This window comes from Mesorhizobium sp. M0571 (genome assembly GCF_040320985.1).
In the GTDB taxonomy this organism is placed as follows: Bacteria; Pseudomonadota; Alphaproteobacteria; order Rhizobiales; family Rhizobiaceae; genus Mesorhizobium.
In genome coordinates, this window is record NZ_JAMYQT010000014.1 from 87,819 (window position 1) to 104,521 (window position 16,703).

20 protein-coding genes are annotated in these 16,703 nt (G+C 64.7%); 10 read left to right on the forward strand and 10 right to left on the reverse strand.

The features are described from left to right. Nucleotides 1–66 precede the first annotated feature (66 nt). Nucleotides 67–1,101, forward strand: a complete 1,035-nt coding sequence (locus NKI85_RS18055) for a DUF4166 domain-containing protein (RefSeq protein WP_352777250.1) — start codon at nucleotides 67–69, stop codon at nucleotides 1,099–1,101. On the opposite strand, the gene NKI85_RS18060 is transcribed toward NKI85_RS18055, so the two are convergent. From NKI85_RS18060 to NKI85_RS18070, 3 genes are read right to left on the reverse strand one after another with little or no spacing between them, the layout of a single operon-like run. Continuing rightward, a complete protein-coding gene (locus NKI85_RS18060) occupies nucleotides 1,014–1,397 on the reverse strand; it encodes a DUF1850 domain-containing protein (RefSeq protein ID WP_352777252.1) in 384 nt (127 codons plus the stop codon). The two genes, NKI85_RS18055 and NKI85_RS18060, sit on opposite strands and share 88 nt — an antisense overlap. Continuing rightward, on the reverse strand, nucleotides 1,394–3,490 hold the full coding sequence (locus NKI85_RS18065; protein WP_352777254.1) for a TRAP transporter permease: 2,097 nt from the start codon (nucleotides 3,488–3,490) through the stop codon (nucleotides 1,394–1,396). Before NKI85_RS18065 ends, NKI85_RS18060 begins: the two co-directional genes overlap by 4 nt. Before the next feature lie 51 nt (nucleotides 3,491–3,541). Next, complete coding sequence (locus NKI85_RS18070; protein WP_352528649.1) at nucleotides 3,542–4,501, reverse strand: TAXI family TRAP transporter solute-binding subunit; 960 nt, start codon at nucleotides 4,499–4,501, stop codon at nucleotides 3,542–3,544. Between the two features lie 258 nt (nucleotides 4,502–4,759). On the opposite strand from NKI85_RS18070, the gene NKI85_RS18075 reads away from it, so the two are divergent. Together NKI85_RS18075 and NKI85_RS18080 are read left to right on the forward strand one after the other, a co-directional pair. Further along, a complete protein-coding gene (locus NKI85_RS18075; protein WP_352528647.1) occupies nucleotides 4,760–5,128 on the forward strand; it encodes a YciI family protein in 369 nt (122 codons plus the stop codon). Between the two features lie 7 nt (nucleotides 5,129–5,135). Next, complete coding sequence (locus tag NKI85_RS18080; protein WP_352777257.1) at nucleotides 5,136–6,395, forward strand: RNA polymerase sigma factor; 1,260 nt, start codon at nucleotides 5,136–5,138, stop codon at nucleotides 6,393–6,395. Nucleotides 6,396–6,637: 242 nt separating this feature from the next. Here NKI85_RS18080 and cysK read toward each other — a convergent pair whose 3' ends face one another. From cysK to hrcA, 5 genes are all read right to left on the reverse strand, one after another. After that, nucleotides 6,638–7,618 (reverse strand): cysteine synthase A, encoded by a 981-nt coding sequence (gene cysK, locus NKI85_RS18085; RefSeq protein WP_352777259.1) that lies wholly within the window; start codon nucleotides 7,616–7,618, stop codon nucleotides 6,638–6,640. A 165-nt stretch (nucleotides 7,619–7,783) separates the two neighbouring features. After that, nucleotides 7,784–8,401: a LysE family translocator gene (locus NKI85_RS18090; protein WP_352777261.1), complete on the reverse strand. Its 618-nt coding sequence runs from the start codon at nucleotides 8,399–8,401 to the stop codon at nucleotides 7,784–7,786. Between the two features lie 88 nt (nucleotides 8,402–8,489). Continuing rightward, on the reverse strand, nucleotides 8,490–9,845 hold the full coding sequence (locus NKI85_RS18095) for a PQQ-dependent sugar dehydrogenase (protein ID WP_352777374.1): 1,356 nt from the start codon (nucleotides 9,843–9,845) through the stop codon (nucleotides 8,490–8,492). Between the two features lie 100 nt (nucleotides 9,846–9,945). Then, nucleotides 9,946–10,143 (reverse strand): hypothetical protein, encoded by a 198-nt coding sequence (locus tag NKI85_RS18100; RefSeq protein ID WP_352528640.1) that lies wholly within the window; start codon nucleotides 10,141–10,143, stop codon nucleotides 9,946–9,948. A gap of 33 nt (nucleotides 10,144–10,176) precedes the next feature. Further along, nucleotides 10,177–11,289 (reverse strand): heat-inducible transcriptional repressor HrcA, encoded by a 1,113-nt coding sequence (hrcA, locus tag NKI85_RS18105; RefSeq protein ID WP_352777264.1) that lies wholly within the window; start codon nucleotides 11,287–11,289, stop codon nucleotides 10,177–10,179. Between the two features lie 131 nt (nucleotides 11,290–11,420). On the opposite strand from hrcA, the gene rph reads away from it, so the two are divergent. Genes rph through NKI85_RS18130 form a run of 5 tightly spaced genes read left to right on the forward strand, consistent with a single transcriptional unit; the run spans nucleotide 11,421 to nucleotide 14,762 of the window. Beyond that, a complete protein-coding gene (gene rph / locus NKI85_RS18110) occupies nucleotides 11,421–12,137 on the forward strand; it encodes a ribonuclease PH (RefSeq protein ID WP_352528636.1) in 717 nt (238 codons plus the stop codon). A gap of 33 nt (nucleotides 12,138–12,170) precedes the next feature. Then, nucleotides 12,171–12,581: a VOC family protein gene (locus NKI85_RS18115; RefSeq protein ID WP_352777266.1), complete on the forward strand. Its 411-nt coding sequence runs from the start codon at nucleotides 12,171–12,173 to the stop codon at nucleotides 12,579–12,581. Further along, nucleotides 12,581–13,273 (forward strand): RdgB/HAM1 family non-canonical purine NTP pyrophosphatase, encoded by a 693-nt coding sequence (gene rdgB, locus NKI85_RS18120; RefSeq protein WP_352777268.1) that lies wholly within the window; start codon nucleotides 12,581–12,583, stop codon nucleotides 13,271–13,273. The genes NKI85_RS18115 and rdgB overlap by 1 nt, the downstream gene beginning before the upstream one ends. Then, nucleotides 13,270–14,433: a radical SAM family heme chaperone HemW gene (gene hemW / locus NKI85_RS18125; RefSeq protein ID WP_352777270.1), complete on the forward strand. Its 1,164-nt coding sequence runs from the start codon at nucleotides 13,270–13,272 to the stop codon at nucleotides 14,431–14,433. The genes rdgB and hemW overlap by 4 nt, the downstream gene beginning before the upstream one ends. A gap of 5 nt (nucleotides 14,434–14,438) precedes the next feature. After that, nucleotides 14,439–14,762 (forward strand): low molecular weight protein tyrosine phosphatase family protein, encoded by a 324-nt coding sequence (locus NKI85_RS18130; protein WP_352528628.1) that lies wholly within the window; start codon nucleotides 14,439–14,441, stop codon nucleotides 14,760–14,762. Between the two features lie 72 nt (nucleotides 14,763–14,834). Here NKI85_RS18130 and NKI85_RS18135 read toward each other — a convergent pair whose 3' ends face one another. Next, a complete protein-coding gene (locus NKI85_RS18135; protein ID WP_352528626.1) occupies nucleotides 14,835–15,023 on the reverse strand; it encodes a hypothetical protein in 189 nt (62 codons plus the stop codon). A gap of 7 nt (nucleotides 15,024–15,030) precedes the next feature. After that, a complete protein-coding gene (locus tag NKI85_RS18140) occupies nucleotides 15,031–15,216 on the reverse strand; it encodes a hypothetical protein (RefSeq protein WP_352528624.1) in 186 nt (61 codons plus the stop codon). Between the two features lie 191 nt (nucleotides 15,217–15,407). Here NKI85_RS18140 and rsmI point away from each other — a divergent pair, with 191 nt between their 5' ends. Continuing rightward, a complete protein-coding gene (gene rsmI, locus NKI85_RS18145; protein ID WP_352777273.1) occupies nucleotides 15,408–16,316 on the forward strand; it encodes a 16S rRNA (cytidine(1402)-2'-O)-methyltransferase in 909 nt (302 codons plus the stop codon). Next, nucleotides 16,309–16,686: a YraN family protein gene (locus NKI85_RS18150; RefSeq protein ID WP_352528620.1), complete on the forward strand. Its 378-nt coding sequence runs from the start codon at nucleotides 16,309–16,311 to the stop codon at nucleotides 16,684–16,686. Before rsmI ends, NKI85_RS18150 begins: the two co-directional genes overlap by 8 nt. Nucleotides 16,687–16,703: the final 17 nt, after the last annotated feature.

The window sequence follows — 16,703 nt, forward strand, 5'->3', positions numbered from 1 at the left end:
CGCCGCCGGGCCGGCGGCCGCTTCGAAACACGCTGTTCTCGCTGGTCGACGTTCCGGACCTGCGCCTTGGCCGAACTTTGGCCCGAGGCGAGGACGATCTGGATGGGAGCCGGCCCGGCGCCCGAGACGCTGCACCGCGCCCTGATCGGCCTCGCCTGGCTGGTGCGCGCCGGATTGATCGGTTCGCTTTCGCCGCTGGCGCCGCTGATGCAGCAGGCAACGAACCGGCTGCGCCGGGGCGAGCATCGCGGCGGCATGTTCGTCGAGGTGGAGGGATCGGATCGGGCGGGCGCCACCGCCAAGCGCTCGTGGCATCTCCTGGCGGAGGGCAATGACGGGCCGCTGATCCCGTCGATGGCGGTCGAAGCGTTGGTCCGCAAGGCATTGGACGGACATAGGCCCGCGCCGGGCGCACGGGCTGCCGTGCGCGATCTGGAACTCCGGGATTATGAGGCTCTGTTCGCCGGGCGGACGATCTACACCGGGTTCAGGAGCGGGGCCGCGGACGAGCACAAGCCGCTTTATGCCGCGCTGCTCGGCAATGCCTGGCAAGGCCTGCCCGACGCAATTCGTGCAATGCATGACCGTACGATTACGGCGGAGGGACGTGCGAGCGTGGAGCGCGGGCGCAATGTTCTTGGCCGGCTAATGGCCTGGATGGTGGGCTTCCCCGGGGCAAGCGGGGACATCCCGGTTCATGTCCGCTTCGACACCGACAAGGACGACGAGACCTGGACACGGACATTCGGCAGGCACAGCTTTTCGAGCGTACAGTTCGCAGGCCGGGGTCGATCGCAGCGCCTGCTGTGCGAAGGCTTCGGCCCGCTGACCTTCGCGATGGCGCTGGTTGCCGAGGACAGCCGGCTGGCGCTGGTCTTGCATCGCTGGAGCCTTTTCGGCCTGCCGCTGCCGATGTGGCTCGGTCCACGCTCGACTTCTTACGAAACGGTGGAGGACGGCCGCTTCCGCTTCCATGTCGAGATCTCGCATCCGCTTGCCGGTATGATCGCCCGCTACCGCGGCTGGCTGGAGCCCTCCGGCCCGCATGGCTCCAGCGAGATCGTCTCGCCTGCCGCCTTGCCAAGTTCGCGGCAATCCTGAGCCGTGCACAGCGTCCAGCCTTCACCCGTGGCGCCCGAGGCGGCGAGCACCAGGCGCCGCTGTGGCCCGACCTGGGGCGCATAGATCCACCAACCGTCGCGCAGCACCGAGCCTTGCGGCGGCTCCATACCGGCCCCAGAGCCCTTGATGCGGGCCTCGACGAGCTGCAGGCCGGACGGCAGCACCTTCCAGTCTTCCTGCCACCGGGTCTTCTCCGCCGAATGCGTCCAGGCGAGCGTGAAGGCGGCCACGGTGAGCGTCGCCGTCTTGCCGGCTGCGACGATGCAGAGGCTCATGCCGAACTGGCCAGCGACGCCTGCCGCGCACGCCAGCAGTGCCAGCCGATCCAGGCAAGAGACAGCGCCCAGCCCGCCTCGTCGGTGAGCGGCAGCGCCGCAACCAGCAGCACGCCTGCGGCGAAGGCGACGAGGCGTTCCCACCAGGTCATGCGCCGGGCCAGAAAGCCGACGGCGGCGGCGCCCCACAGGACGATGCCCATGCAGGCTTTGATGACGATATAGGCGACCTCGACGGGATAGCCGAACTGGGCGGCGATCGGACCGGGGTCCTGCAGCATCAGCGCCGGGGTATAGATCGCCATGAACGGCACCACGAAGCCGGCGATGGCAAGCTTGGTGGCCTGGATGCCGATCTTGAGGCCGCTTTCCTTGGCCATGGGTGCGGCGGCGAAGGCGGCCAGGGCCACCGGCGGAGTGAGATCGGCCATGATGCCGAAATAGAAGACGAACATATGGCTGACCACCAGCGGCACGCCGAGCGACAACAATGCCGGCCCGGCTAGCGAGGAGGTGATGATGTAATTGGGAATGGTCGGGATGCCCATGCCGAGCACCAGGCAGGTGAGCATGGTCAAAAGCAGCGACAGGAACAGATTGTTCTCGCCGATCGAGATGATCCAGCCGATGAAGGTCGAGGCAATGCCGGTGAGCGTCAGCGTGCCGATGACGATGCCGACAATGGCGCAGGCAATGCCGACCGGCAGCGCGTTCTTTGCTCCCTCAGCAAGGGAATCGATGCATATGCGCAGCGTCTCGCGCCCGCCCTTGGAGGTGAGGCAGGCGATAACCAGCACGGCGATAACCAGGCTGAGGATGTTGACGCCGAACCTCATGAAGGAAGCGGCGGCAAGCCCGAGCGCCAGCCAGAAGACGACGCGGAAGGCAAGCGGCCCGATCAATGCCGCCAGCGGCGTGCCGAGGATGAGCACAATGGTCAAGGCCAGGCCCATGGTGCCGGCGAAGACCGGTGTATAGCCGGCAAACAGCAGGTAGATCAGCGCTGCCAGCGGCAGCACCAGCGGCCAGTGTCGTCTCACTGCATCCCACGGATTGGGCAGGTCGGCCTTGGCCATGCCGTGCAGGCCGGCCTTGCCGGCCTCCAGGTGCACCTGCCAGAAACAGGCGCCGAAATAGAGCAGCGCCGGGATGATCGCCGCCTTGACCACCGCGGCATAGGGGATGTTCAGCGTCTCGGCCATGATGAAGGCAACCGCACCCATCACCGGCGGCATGATCTGGCCGCCCATCGACGAGGTCGCCTCGACGGCGCCGGCGAAGGCCGAGCGGAAGCCGAAGCGCTTCATCAGCGGGATGGTGAACTGGCCGCTTGCCACCACATTGGCGACCCCGGAGCCCGAAATGGTGCCCATCAGCGCCGAGGACAGCACGCAGACCTGCGCCGGGCCGCCGCGCCATGAGCCGACCAGGCCAAGCGCAAAATCGTTGAACAGCGCGATCATGCCGGCGCGTTCGAGAAAGGCGGCGAAGACGACGAAGATGAAGATGTAGGCGGCCGAGACATAGATCGGCGTGCCGTAGATGCCTTCCGTGCCATAGGCGAAGGTGTCGACGAGCTGGGCGAAATCATAGCCGCGATGGATGAAAGGCGGCGGCAGATGATTGCCGGCAAATGCGTAGGCGAGAAAGATGAAGGCGATGACGGCAAGCGGCAGCCCCATCAGCCGCCGCGCCGCCTCGAAGACCAGCACCACCAGCACCGCGCCGACGATCAGGTCCGGCGTGGTGAGAAAGCCGGAGCGGCGGATGAGGTCGGCGTAGAATACCCAATTGTACAGGCCGGTGGCGAAGCCGAGCACACCGAGCGTCCAGAACACTGCTTTCGCCGGGACGCTTTTGGCGCGCAGATTGGCGATCAGGGCAAAGCCGAGCAGCAGCAGGAAGCCGACATGCATGGCGCGCACGACCTGGCTCGGGAGGCTGCCATAGGCGGCGATGTAGATCTGGAAGATGGAGAAGGCGATGGCGATGAAAAAAGCCGCCTTGCCGGCGATGCCTTCGCCGAAGCCCGGCGGCAATCCTTCGACAGGGGCTTCGGCTGTGGGGGAAAGAACGGTCGGGGTTTCGGTCATTAGCGGGGTTCCTGGCGGTCGGCTCCCTCCCCTCAAGGAGGAGGGAGCGCCCTACTTCAGCAGTCCCTTTTCCTTGTAGTATCTCTCGGCGCCTGGATGCAGCGGCACCGGCATGCCGTCGAGCGCCTTTGCCGGGTCGATCGCTTTGGCGGCGGCATGGGCGGCGGTGAGCTGGTCGAGATGCTCGAACAACAGCTTGGTCATCTGGTAGGCGGTCTCGTCGGCGACATCGGCGCTTGTGATCAGGAAATTGCCGACAGCGGCGGTCGCGACATCCTCGGTCTGGCCCTCATAGGTGCCTTTCGGGATGACCACCGAAAGATAGGGCGAGCCGATCTTGGCGACGTCCTCCGCCGGCACCGCAACGATGTTGACCGGCAGCGAGGTGGCGAGGTCACGGATCGATGCAACGCCCAGGCCCGCCGATTGCAGCGTGGCGTCGAGCTGGCGGTTCTTGATCAGCTCCACCGATTCGGCGAAGGGCAGATATTCGATCCGCCCGAGGTCTTCGTATTTCAGCCCGGCAGCGGCGAATATCGTGCGGGCGTTGAGCTCGGTGCCCGAAGCCGGCGCGCCGACCGACAGGCTCTTGCCCTTGAGGTCGGCGAGCGTCCTGATGCCGGACTCCTTGCTGGCGACGATCTGGATGTAGTTGGGGTAGATGGCGGCAATGCCGCGCAGCTTGTCGAGCTTGCCTGGGAAGCCGGCTTCGGTATTGCCTTCGGCGGCCAGTTTGACGGAATCGCCCAGCGCAAAGGCAATCTCGCCCTTACCCTGCTGCAGAAGATTGAGGTTTTCGACCGACGCTTTCGTCGCCTGCACCTGGGTGCGCGCGCCTTCGATGCCCTTGCCGTAGATTTCCGACAGGGCGACGCCGAGCGGATAGTAGACGCCGGACGTGCCGCCGGTCAGCACGTTGATGAATTCCTGCGCCTTGACCGATGCCGCGCCAAACCCAAGCGACAGCGCCAGCACGCCGGCTGCAACAAATTTCGTCCTGAAATAGAGCATCCGATTTCCTCCCTGAAAATTCGCCGCCGTGCCGTCCTCTGCGGCGCGAAGCGAGGCAAGTTTAGACGGCGGGCGGGAAATGCCAACCCGCAATAGCAGTGATTAGACGAACGGCTAAGCAATGCCGCAACACACAGGCGCTTGCGCGATGTCGCATCGCGGCCGAAAGATTTTTCCAGCGCCTGTCGAAATCGGGCAGGGCCGCGCGACATACGTCCGGCTCGCAACGATGCGGCCTTCGAGAAACGGGAGAAGACCATGCGATACATGCTTTTGATCTACGGAAACGAAGCCGGGATGGCAGCCGCGCCGGCAGACGCGGTGACACAGATGTCGAGCGCCTATGTCGCCTACACCGAAGCGCTGAAGAAATCGGGCGCCTGGCTTGCCGGCGACCGGTTGAAGTCGACGCAATCCGCCACCTCGGTGCGGATGGCCAACGGTAAGACCAACGTGCTCGACGGCCCCTATGCCGACACCAAGGAGCAGCTTGCCGGCTTCTATATGATCGAAGCGGAGGACGTCGACGCGGCCATTGCCTGGGCGGCACGCTGCCCGGGCGCCAGCACCGGCACGGTCGAGGTGCGGCCGATCTGGGAAATGACGGAGTACTTATCTGAGAAATGACCATGTGATGGACGGTCGCCCGGAGATGGCGCGGGCGGCGGCGGAAGCGGCCGCCCGGCAAAGCTACGGCAAGCTGGTCGCCTATCTCGCCGCGCGCACGCGCGACGTGGCCGGTGCCGAGGACGCCTTGGCCGATGCCTTTGCAGCGGCGCTCGAGCGTTGGCCACAGGCGGGTGTGCCCGACAAGCCGGAAGCCTGGCTGCTGGCGGTGGCGCGCAGGCGCCGCGTCGACGCAATCCGGCGGCGGCTGACCAGCGAGGCGGGCCGCGACCACCTCAGGCTGATCGCCGAGGAGATGGAGGCACGCATGGCCGACGAAGACCTGCCGGACGAGCGGCTCAGGCTGATGTTTGCCTGCGCCCATCCGGCTATCGAGGCCGGCGTGCGAGCGCCGCTGATCCTGCAGACCGTCCTTGGCTTCGACGCAGCGACCATCGCCTCGGCTTTTCTTGTCTCGCCAGCCACGATGAGCCAGCGCCTGGTGCGCGCCAAGACCCGCATCCGCGAGACCGGCATTCCGTTTCGCGTCCCGGAGAGGGCCGAACTCGGCGAGCGGCTGGGCACCGTTCTGGAAGCGATCTACGCGGCGTTTGCCGAAGGCTGGTCCGACCCGGCCGGCACCGAAACGCTGCGCCGTAATCTCGCGACCGAAGGCATCTGGCTCGGCCGTCTGCTGGCCACGTTAATGCCGGACGAACCGGAAGCGCTCGGCCTGCTGGCGCTGATGCTGTTCGCCGAGGCGCGGCGTGCAGCGCGGCGCAACGCGGCGGGCGATTATGTACCGCTGGCCGAGCAGGATCTTGCACTGTGGGACGATACAATGATCGATGAAGCGGAGACGCTGCTCAGGCGCGCCGCGGCCAAGAGCGTTGTCGGCCGCTACCAGCTCGAGGCCGCCGTGCAGTCCGCCCATACGACACGACGGCTGACCGGTTGTACCGACTGGGTCGCGATCAAGGAGCTCTATGACGCGCTGTCGGTGATTGCCGGCTCGCCGGTGGTTTCGATCAACCGCGCGGTGGCCATTGCCGAGGTCGGCGGCGCGGCGGCAGGATTGAGTGCACTTGATGAGCTTGGCGACGACAAGCGGCTTGCCGACTACCAGCCCTATTGGGCGGCGCGCGCGGGCCTGCTGGCCAGGCTCGGCAAAGTTCCGCAAGCGAGCGAGGCCTATGACCGGGCTATCGGCCTCGAACGCGACCCGGCCGTGCGCCGGTTCCTGCAGGACCGACGGGCAGGGCTTTGCGAACGGGCGGCGGATGATTGAGACACGTCCTTGAGTCGGCCACAGAAACCTGTTGATGCCGGCGGGACAACGCCCCCTCTGTCCTGCTGGACCTCTCCCCCACGAGTGGGGAGATTGGACGTCATTTCGGCTTTCGCCAATCGCCAACGTTGCAGGAGTGAGCGGCGCGCTGAAGCTGCCAATCTCCCCCCAAGTGGGGGAGATGCCCGGCAGGGCAGAGGGGGGCGCGAAGGATCGCTACGAATCGATCCTGTGTCGAAAACCTAAGCACCCAATCCCTCGAACAGGATCGTCGAGAGGTAGCGCTCGGCGAAGGAGGGGATGACGACGACGAGATTCTTGCCCTTGTTCTCCGGCCGCGAGCCGACGACGATCGCCGCTTGCAGGGCGGCACCCGACGAGATGCCGACCGGCACACCTTCGAGGCGGGCGACGAGCCGTGCATTGGCGACCGAATCCTCGTTCGAGACCTTGACGATCTCGTCATAGATCGTCGTGTCGAGGATTTTTGGTGCGAAGCCGGCGCCAATGCCCTGGATCTTGTGCGGGCCTGGCTGGCCGCCGGATAACACCGGCGAGGCTTCCGGCTCGACGGCGACGACATGCACCGACGGCTTGCGCTTCTTCAGCACCTGGCCGACGCCGGTGATGGTACCGCCGGTACCGATGCCGGCAACGAAGATATCGACTTCGCCATGGGTGTCGTTCCAGATTTCCTCGGCCGTGGTGCGGCGATGGATTTCCGGATTGGCCGGGTTCTCGAATTGTTGCGGGATGACGGCGTCGGGCAGCGTTGCCGCCAGCTCGTCGGCCTTGGCGATGGCGCCTTTCATGCCTTTCGGCCCTTCGGTCAGCACCAGTTCGGCACCGAGCAGCGCCAGCATCTTGCGGCGCTCGACCGACATGGTTTCCGGCATGGTCAGGATCAGCTTGTAGCCCTTGGCAGCGGCGGCAAAGGCGAGCGCGATGCCGGTATTGCCCGAGGTCGGCTCGATCAGCGTGGTCTTGCCGGGCGTAATCCTGCCCGAAGCCTCCAGCGCCTCGATCATCGACACGCCGATGCGGTCCTTGACCGAGCCGATCGGGTTGAAGAATTCGAGCTTGGCGAGCAGATTGGCGACGACACCCTTCTCCCTGGCGAATTTGTCGAGCCGCACCAGCGGCGTGTCGCCGATCGTCTCGGTGATCGAATTGTAGATGCGGCCGCGGCCGGGCACGTGTGTGGGGGTGGCGGGCTTGTTCATTGGTTTTCCTCCCAGAGGTCAAGCGGCAAGAGTCGGGCGGGCATAAGATAGAGCCATCCGCAGCGCAAGATAGGCTGTCGATCGAAAATATCCGAGTGAAGTTCGTGCCGAAATACCACCGCTTTGGAAAGGCGTGACAATCCTTGGGCGGCTTGGCGAAAGACGCTATTGGCGGGCGGCGATTGCTGCTGCCGCCCCGATCATGAAACCGGCGGCGGTGCGGTTGAGTGCCCTCAGCGCACGCGGCGACTTCAGGAACCAGCGTGCCTTGGCAGCCAGCGCCAGATAGGGCACCAGCACCACGAGCAGGACGACGATGGTGAGCGCGACAAGGATGCCGTAATCGGCCAGCGTGATCGTCTTCAGATCGACGATGGTCGGGGTGATGGCGAGATAGAAGATCATCGTCTTCGGATTGCCGAGAGTGACGGCGAGGCCGGCTACAAAGCTGGATGCCAAGCCGCCCTTGCCTTTCTTCGCCTCCACCGTTTCGGGCGTGATGCCGCTCGTCCAGAAGCGCCAGCCAAGAAAAGCGAGGTAGGCGACGCCCAGCCATTTGATGGCCAGGAAGACCATGCCGAAAGTCTGCGCGACGAAAGCGAGGCCGAGCACCACGGCAGTACGATAGGTCAGGTCGCCGAGCATCAGCCCGAACGACATGGCCAGCGACGAGCGGAAGCCCGAACCCAGCGCACGCGCAACGAGCGCGGTGACGCCGGGGCCGGGGATGGCTGCGGCAATGCCGAGGGCGGCACTATAGGCGAGGAACCCAGTGAGCGTCATGATTCGAGCTTGTCGCACAATGTTGAAGTTGGGTGAATTCCCTCGGGCCGGATTCGATTACTCCAGCGCAGGAGACGATTCGGCCCCGTTAAGAGCGACCGTCTCCATAGGTGATGCGCCAGATGGTGCCGTTACCGTCCTCGGTGACGATCAGCGAGCCGTCCTTGGCCATGGCGACACCGACCGGGCGGCCCCAGACGGCGTCGTTCGAGATCACGAAGCCGGTCATGAAGTCCTCATACGCACCGGTCGGCTTGCCGTCCCTGAATTTGAGCCTCACCACCTTGTAGCCGGTCCTGGCGCCGCGGTTCCACGAACCATGCATGGTGACGAAAGCGTCACCGTGATAATCCGCCGGAAAGTTCTCGCCGTCGTAGAAGGCTATGTTCATCGGCGCCGAATGCGCTTGCATCAGCACGTCGGGGACAGTGGCCTTGCCGGCGAGGTCGGGCCGCTCGCCCTGATGGCGCGGATCGTCGTGATTGCCGATGTAGTACCAAGGCCAACCATAGAAAGCGCCGTCCTTGACTTCAGTTGCAAATTCGAACGGCACATTGTCGCCGAGTTCGTCGCGCTCGTTGACGACGCACCACAACGCGCCGGTGGCTGACTGCACGGTCATGCCCGTACAGTTGCGCAGGCCGGTGGCGACAGTTCGGGGATTTTTGCCATCCGGGTCGAAGGCGAGCACATCGGCACGGCCGTCCTCGGAGCCCCAGGCCGCACCGAGCGGCTTTGATTTCGCCCAGGCGTCGAGGCCGCCATCCGGCTCCTTATCCATGTCTTCGGCGACGTTCGAGGCGGAGCCAACCGACAGATAAAGCGTCTTGCCATCCGGCGAGAAGGCGATGTCGCGGGTCGAGTGACCGCCCGACGGGATTTTGGCGACAATGGTTTCTGGTTTGCCGGACGCCTTTAGGTCGCCGTCGCGATAGGGGAAGCGGACGATGCTGTCGCTGTTTGCGACATAGACCCATTGCGGCTTGTCCCCTGGCGGATAGAAGGCGATGCCATATGGATAACTGAGCCCCTTGGCGAAGATCGCTTTCTCGATGGGCTTGGCGCTGCCCTCGGCGAGACGATAGACGCGTATCTGGTCGGCATGGCTGTTGGCAACGAACAGGTCGCCATTCGGAGCGACGCGCACGACGCGCGGATTGACGATGCCGGATGCGATCATTTCGGCCGAGAAGCCCGGCGGCAATTCTGGCTTGGCGCTTTCGGGCCGTTCCGCCACGCCGGCGCCGTTCGAAGCGGATTGGGCGGGATCGGCTGTCGGCATGTCTTGCGGCCCGATCAGGCGGCGGATGCCAGGCCTGTCGGCGTGCCAATCGCCAAAAGCGGCTTCGCCTTTGAGCACCTTCTGATCCGCCTGCTGGGCGGATGCCGGTGTCGCAACAAGGAGAGCAGCGGCAATGGCCGCAAAGCCGCCAGATCGGATCATCATCGTCCTTCGGGATTCGCCTCGAAGAGGACAAACGGGATGAGGCATTGGTCGTTCCAAGCGGGCGTCCAGCACACGAGGATTTGAAGCCGAACCCCGGTTACTTGCCAGCGGCGTAGAAATCGTCGTCGAGGCGCTTTTCCAGCGCGACCAGATCGGCCGGCAGCGGCAAGCCCATGGCCCGCATCTCCCCCAGCTTTTCGCGCAATTGCTCCTGTACCTCGTGCTGATCTTGGGGCTGGTTGACCATTTCCTCGAGCAGCAGGCTGATCTGGGCCTTGAACGATTCCAGCGCCATTCTTTTTCTCCTTGCGGCAGGCCGCGGCGGCTCCTAGCGCAGCATGCGCGAAATCAGCTGCGCGGTATAGTCGACCATCGGTACTATGCGCGCATAATTCAGCCGCGTCGGCCCGATCACGCCGAGCGCACCGACGACGCGCGCATCCTTGTCGCGATAGGGTGCCACCACCAGTGATGAGCCCGACAGCGAAAACAGCTTGTTTTCCGAACCGATGAAAATGCGCACGCCCGGGCCTTCCTCGGCGAGGTCGAGGAGCTGGATCAGCCCATCCTGGGTCTCGAGATCCTCGAACAAATGCCGCAGCAGCTCGATGTCGGCCTGGGCGGTGACGTTTTCCAGGAGATTGGCGCGGCCGCGCACGATAAGCCGCCCAGGCACCCCGCTTTCGGCACCTGCCCAGACCGCCAGGCCCTTCTCGACCAGATCCTGCGAAAGCGTGTCGAGGGCTGCCCTCGTCTCTTCCTTGATGCGGGCGATCTCGACCCGCGCCTCGGCCAGCGTGCGGCCGCGAATATGGGCGTTGAGGAAGTTCGAGGCTTCGTGCAATTGCGAGACGGTGATGCCGGCGGGCAGGTCGATGACGCGGTTTTCGACGTCGCCGTTCTGCGAGACCAGCACGGCAAGCGCCTTGGTCGGCTCGAGCTGGATGAATTCGATGTGCTTCAGCGCCACCTCGTTTTTGGCGGCGAGCACGAGGCCGGCGCCGCGCGACATGCCGGATAGCATCTGGCTGGCCTCGGTCAGCATATGCTCCAGCGTCGCGCCCGAGCCGGAGGCGCGTACCTGCGCCTCGATGGTGCGGCGCTCCTCGTCGGAGAGGTCGCCGAGCTCCATGAAAGCATCGACGAAGAAGCGCAGGCCAGCCTGGGTCGGCAGCCGGCCGGCCGAGATGTGCGGCGCGTAGATCAGGCCGAGATGCTCGAGGTCGCTCATCACGTTGCGGATTGTGGCCGGCGACAGCGACGAGGGCAGGATGCGCGACAGGCTGCGCGAACCGACCGGCTCGCCATCCCTCAAATAAGAATCAACGATGCGCCGGAAGATGTCGCGCGAACGCATGTCGAGCGATTGAAATGCGGGCGATTGAAGCGCGTGCGACGGGAGCACGTGTGATTGCGAACCGGGATCGACTGCCTTGGTCATTCGAGCCAAAAACCTCCGGCCCGAAGATATAGACTTCTGCGGCGTCGGCGCAACCGGTCCATTTTCCTTTGCGCCTCACGCCCCGTGCGGCTACAAGCCGGCCAAGATTCCGAAGAAAGAAAGAAGCCTGAATGCGCCCTTCCAAACGCCAATTCGACGAAATGCGCCCCATCTCCTTCGAGCGCGGCGTCTCCAAGCACGCGGAGGGCTCGTGCCTGGTGAAGTTCGGCGACACACATGTGCTGTGCACGGCCAGCCTGGAGGAAAAGGTGCCGGGCTGGATGCGCAATTCCGGCAAGGGCTGGGTGACGGCGGAATACGGCATGCTGCCGCGCTCGACCGGCGAGCGCATGCGCCGCGAGGCGTCGGCCGGCAAGCAAGGCGGCCGCACACTGGAGATCCAGCGGTTGATCGGCCGTTCCTTGCGCGCGGTGGTCGATCTGCAGGCGCTCGGCGAGCAGCAGATCACCGTCGACTGCGACGTGATCCAGGCCGACGGCGGCACGCGCACCGCTTCGATTACCGGCGGTTGGGTGGCGCTCTACGACTGCCTGCGCTGGATGGAAGCCCGCCAGATGGCGAGCCTGGGCAAGGTGCTGAAGGATCACGTTGCGGCAATCTCTTGCGGCATCCATGATGGCCAGCCGGTCATCGATCTCGACTATATCGAGGATTCCTCGGCCGGCACCGACGCCAATTTCGTCATGACCGGCAAGGGCGGCATTGTCGAAATCCAGGGCACGGCCGAGGGCGAGCCGTTTTCGGAAGAGCAGTTCGCGGCGCTGATGAGGCTGGCCAAGAAAGGCATTCAGCGTCTGGTCAGCCTGCAGCAGATGGCCGTGGACTGATCTTCAGTTTATGACGATGAGGTTGACGATCCTGTGACTCCTTCCGCAATCCTGGAATCAGCACTCTACGTGACGGATCTTGCTGCCGCGGAAGAGTTCTATTCCGGCGTGCTCGGGCTCGATCTGCTCGGCAAGGTCGGCGGCAGGCATCTCTTCTTCCGCTGCGGCGACGGCGTGCTGCTCATCTTCAACGCCGAAGCGACCAAAGTGCCGCCGGCGCCCGATGCCAGGCTGCCAGTGCCGCCACATGGCGCGGTCGGCGAGGGCCATCTCTGTTTCGCCGCAAGCGCCGACGAGATCGTGCGCTGGAAAGCGCATCTGGAAGCAAAGAGCATCGCCATCGAAAGCGAGTTCGAGTGGCCGCAGGGCGGCTGGTCGATCTATATTCGCGACCCCTCGAGCAATTCGATCGAATTCGCCGAGCCAAGAATCTGGGGCATCTGATGCATTCGCCAACTGTTCATTCGCCAACTGTTCATTCGCTTGACGGGAAGAAGATCGTCGTCGCCAGTCATAATGCCGGCAAGCTGCGCGAATTTGCCGAGCTGATGGCGCCGTTCGGCTTCGAGGCGATGTCGGCCAAGGAATACGGCTTGCCGGAACCGGACGAGACCGGCACCACCTTCGAGGAGAACGCACTCATAAAAGCCCTGGCCGCCGCCAAAGCCACCGAATTGCCGGCGCTCTCGGACGATTCCGGCCTGTGTGTCGATGCGCTCGACGGCGCGCCTGGCGTCTACACCGCCAACTGGGCCGAGACGCCGGACGGCTCCCGCGATTTCGGGATGGCCATGCAGCGCACGGAAGTGGCCTTGCAGGAAGTCGGCGCGGTCGCGCCTGCTCAGCGCAAGGGCCGCTTTGTCGCGGTCATCTGCCTGGCCTTTCCCGACGGCGAGGCTGAATATTTTCGCGGCGAGGTCGAAGGCACGCTGGTGTGGCCGCCGCGCGGCGAGCTCGGCTTCGGCTACGACCCGGTGTTCTTGCCCGACGGCTTCGAAAAGACCTTCGGCGAGATGAGCGCGGAGGAAAAGCATGGCTGGAAACCCGGCCAGCCAACCGCATTGTCGCACCGCGCCCGCGCTTTCCAGAAATTCGCCCAAGCCAGACTGGATTTGGCGCGATCGGGCGCCGCATGACCATGCTGCTCGATCGCCGCCCGGGTTTCGGCGTCTACATCCACTGGCCGTTCTGTGCGGCCAAGTGCCCCTATTGCGACTTCAACAGCCATGTCCGCCACCAGCCGGTCGACCAGGAGCGTTTTGCGCGCGCCTTCGAAACCGAACTGGCGACCATGCGCGCACGCACCGGGCCGCGCGAGGTGACGAGCATCTTTCTTGGCGGCGGCACGCCGTCGCTGATGAAGCCGCAGACCGTGGCCGCGGTGCTGGACGCCGTGGCGAAGAACTGGACGGTGCCTGATGGCATCGAGGTGACGCTGGAAGCCAATCCTTCCTCGGTCGAGGCCGAGCGCTTTCGCGGCTACCGCGCGGCGGGCGTCAACCGGGTGTCGCTCGGCGTGCAGGCGCTGAACGACAAGGATCTGCGCTTTCTCGGCCGTTTGCACAATGTCGATGAGGCCCTGCACGCGATCGGTCTGGCGCGCGAGATTTTCCCACGGCTGTCGTTCGACCTGATCTACGCGCGGCCCGGCCAGACGCCTGAAGCGTGGCAGGCGGAGCTCGAGCAGGCGATCGGCCACGCCGCCGACCATCTGTCGCTCTATCAGCTGACCATCGAGGAAGGCACGCCGTTCCACGCACTGCATGCGGCAAGGAAATTCATCATTCCAGACAATGATGTTGCCGCCGATCTCTACGCGTTGACGCAGGAGATCACCGCCGCGCACGGACTGCCGGCCTACGAGATTTCCAACCACGCCCGGCCCGGCGCCGAAAGCCGGCACAATCTCACCTACTGGCGCTATGGCGAATATGTCGGCGTCGGTCCCGGCGCGCATGGCCGCTTCGTCGAGAGCGGCCGCCGCGTGGTGACGATCGCCGAGAAAATGCCGGAGACCTGGGCCAATCTGGTCGAGGCCAAGGGCCATGGCGTCACCGGCGGCGAGATCTTGACGCGATCGGAAGAGGCCGACGAGTTCCTGCTGATGGGGCTGAGGCTGGCGGAAGGCATCGACCTTTCGCGTTACGAAGCGTTCTCCGGGCGCGGCCTGTCGACGGCACGGCTTTCGGTGCTGCAGGACGAAGGCCTCGTGGCACCGATCGGCAACGCCCGCCTGCGCGCCACGCCGGCCGGCATGATCGTGCTCGATGCGGTGGTGGCGGATCTGGCGCGGTAGCATCGTTGAAGAACGTTCTCTTCATCTGCAGCCAGAATCGCTTGCGCAGCCCGACTGCGGAGCAGGTGTTTTCCAAGCGCCGGGACATCGAGGTCGCATCAGCGGGCACCAATCACGATGCCGACACTCCGTTGACGCACGAACTCGTCGCCTGGGCCGATATCATCTTCGTGATGGAAAAGGCACATCGAGCCAAACTGCAACGGAAATTCAACACCAGCCTGAGGAAGGCTCGCGTGATCTGCCTCGATATTCCCGACGATTATGAATTCATGGACCCGGCTCTGGTGGGTCTGCTGCAAGCGCGCGTCTCAAAGTATCTGGGTTGAATGATACATCGCCGAGCATTCGCAACCGCGCTTTCGAGAACTGTCTCGGCCAATCGCGAAGGTTTCCGGTGGTCAAGCCTCGTGCTTGTGGCGGTGTTTGCCGCGATCTTTTTCGCTGGCAACCTCTCCGGAGCGGGCCTGCTTGATCTCGCTTTTGTCGCGCGGGGCACGGTGCTGGTCGCCTGTGGGATGTGATGCTGCGCCATCACGGGCGCTTTTTGTTTCGAGACGGGTGATGAAAATGTCGAAGCGATTGGGCATCGTCCGGTCAGTGCTCCGTCGTGTTGTCGGTTTCGGTTGCGGGCTTGCGCTCTGCCAATGGCTGGCATGCGAGCGGCTTCTTGGCTCTGCCATCTGCGGCTTCGGCAGGCAGGCTCTTGTCGCTCGGCGGGGCGAAGCGCTTGCGGCCGGCATAATAGGGTTCGAAAACGTCCTGTATTGTCAGGCTGTCCATCCTGCTCCTCCCGAGATCAGGTGTAAAATTCGCCGGCAACGGTTTCGTTCCCTACTGTGGCGAAGGCATGGCCGCCGGTTCACGTCGGCATCCTTCTGGAAGTCCGGGCTTTTGTAACCCGGGCCTTTGCAACCCAAGCTTTTGCAACCAAGCGTGAGCCGTGCCAAACAGGGTCGAATGGAGTTGTGCAGGTGACCGGCGAATTGGCCAAACGCAGTTATGTGATCGGGCAGACCGAGATCGCCGCCCGACCGCTTGAGCCGGCGCTCTATCTGGTAGCGACGCCGATCGGCAATCTCGCCGACATCACGTTGCGCGCGCTGGAAACGCTCGCCGCCGCCGATATCGTCGCCTGCGAGGACACGCGTGTTTCGCGCGTCCTGCTCGACCGGTACGGCATCCGCCGCCGCACCACCGCCTATCACGAGCACAATGCCGGCGAGGCCGGGCCGAAGCTGATCGCGGCGTTGCTGGCCGGGCAAAGCGTGGCGCTGATCTCGGATGCCGGCACGCCGCTCATCTCCGATCCCGGCTACCGGCTGGTCGGCGAGGCGCTGGAACGCGGCATTCGTGTCGTGCCGATCCCCGGACCGTCGGCGCCAGTTGCCGCTTTGACGGCATCCGGCCTGCCTTCGGACGCCTTTCTGTTTGCCGGCTTCCTGCCGGTGAAGACCGGGCAGCGGCTGACGCGGCTGGAAGTGCTGAAGGCCGTGCCGGCAACGCTGATCTTCTTCGAATCGCCGCGCCGACTGGCCGAGACGCTCAGTGCTATGGTCGAGGCGCTGGGCGGTGCCCGCAAGGCGGCGATCGGCCGCGAGCTGACCAAGACCTTCGAGGAAATGCGGACCGGCACCTTGCAGTCGCTTGCCAGCCACTACGCGGCAGCCGATACGCCGAAAGGCGAAATCGTCATCTGCGTCGGTCCGGCCGATGCGGTCGCTGATGAACCGGCGGACATCGACCGGCTTCTGCTTTCGCTCGCCGCCGAAATGCCGGCCTCCAAGGCAGCGGCGGAAGCCGCCAAGATGACGGGTGGCCAGAAGCAGGCGCTCTATCGTCGGCTGCTCGACCTCAGGGCCGGCGGAGACGGCGATGGTTGAACGGCCGAGCGCCAGCCGGCAAAAGGCCTACCGGCGCGGCCATCACGGCGAATGGCTGGCGGCAGCGGCGCTGATGGTGAAGGGCTACCGGATTCTAGCCCGCCGCCACCGCACCAGGTTCGGCGAGATCGACCTGATCGCGCGGCGCGGCGATTTGGTGCTGATCGTCGAGGTCAAGGCGCGCCGCACGCTGATGGAGGCAATGGAAGCCGTCGGCCGCGAATCGGAGCGCCGCATCGAGGGTGCCGCCGATTTCTGGCTTTCGCGCCAATCCGACTACGGAAAATTGTCGGTGCGCTTCGACATGGTGGCGGTGCTGCCATGGCGCTGGCCGGTGCATGTCGAGAACGTGTTTTACGGACGGAACTAGGCCATTCCCGAAGTGGG

What these genes read in the sequence shown, in the direction of transcription:
- NKI85_RS18080 (WP_352777257.1), top strand. Translation starts at nt 5,136, where the DNA reads ATGGACGGTCGCCCGGAGATGGCGCGGGCGGCGGCGGAAGCGGCCGCC.
- rdgB (WP_352777268.1), top strand. Translation starts at nt 12,581, where the DNA reads ATGCATTCGCCAACTGTTCATTCGCCAACTGTTCATTCGCTTGACGGG.
- NKI85_RS18095 (WP_352777374.1), bottom strand. Translation starts at nt 9,845, where the DNA reads ATGATCCGATCTGGCGGCTTTGCGGCCATTGCCGCTGCTCTCCTTGTT.
- NKI85_RS18065 (WP_352777254.1), bottom strand. Translation starts at nt 3,490, where the DNA reads ATGACCGAAACCCCGACCGTTCTTTCCCCCACAGCCGAAGCCCCTGTC.
- hrcA (WP_352777264.1), bottom strand. Translation starts at nt 11,289, where the DNA reads ATGACCAAGGCAGTCGATCCCGGTTCGCAATCACACGTGCTCCCGTCG.
- NKI85_RS18100 (WP_352528640.1), bottom strand. Translation starts at nt 10,143, where the DNA reads ATGGCGCTGGAATCGTTCAAGGCCCAGATCAGCCTGCTGCTCGAGGAA.
- hemW (WP_352777270.1), top strand. Translation starts at nt 13,270, where the DNA reads ATGACCATGCTGCTCGATCGCCGCCCGGGTTTCGGCGTCTACATCCAC.
- rph (WP_352528636.1), top strand. Translation starts at nt 11,421, where the DNA reads ATGCGCCCTTCCAAACGCCAATTCGACGAAATGCGCCCCATCTCCTTC.
- NKI85_RS18060 (WP_352777252.1), bottom strand. Translation starts at nt 1,397, where the DNA reads ATGAGCCTCTGCATCGTCGCAGCCGGCAAGACGGCGACGCTCACCGTG.
- NKI85_RS18140 (WP_352528624.1), bottom strand. Translation starts at nt 15,216, where the DNA reads ATGGACAGCCTGACAATACAGGACGTTTTCGAACCCTATTATGCCGGC.
- NKI85_RS18150 (WP_352528620.1), top strand. Translation starts at nt 16,309, where the DNA reads ATGGTTGAACGGCCGAGCGCCAGCCGGCAAAAGGCCTACCGGCGCGGC.
- cysK (WP_352777259.1), bottom strand. Translation starts at nt 7,618, where the DNA reads ATGAACAAGCCCGCCACCCCCACACACGTGCCCGGCCGCGGCCGCATC.
- NKI85_RS18090 (WP_352777261.1), bottom strand. Translation starts at nt 8,401, where the DNA reads ATGACGCTCACTGGGTTCCTCGCCTATAGTGCCGCCCTCGGCATTGCC.
- NKI85_RS18070 (WP_352528649.1), bottom strand. Translation starts at nt 4,501, where the DNA reads ATGCTCTATTTCAGGACGAAATTTGTTGCAGCCGGCGTGCTGGCGCTG.
- NKI85_RS18075 (WP_352528647.1), top strand. Translation starts at nt 4,760, where the DNA reads ATGCGATACATGCTTTTGATCTACGGAAACGAAGCCGGGATGGCAGCC.
- NKI85_RS18135 (WP_352528626.1), bottom strand. Translation starts at nt 15,023, where the DNA reads ATGCCCAATCGCTTCGACATTTTCATCACCCGTCTCGAAACAAAAAGC.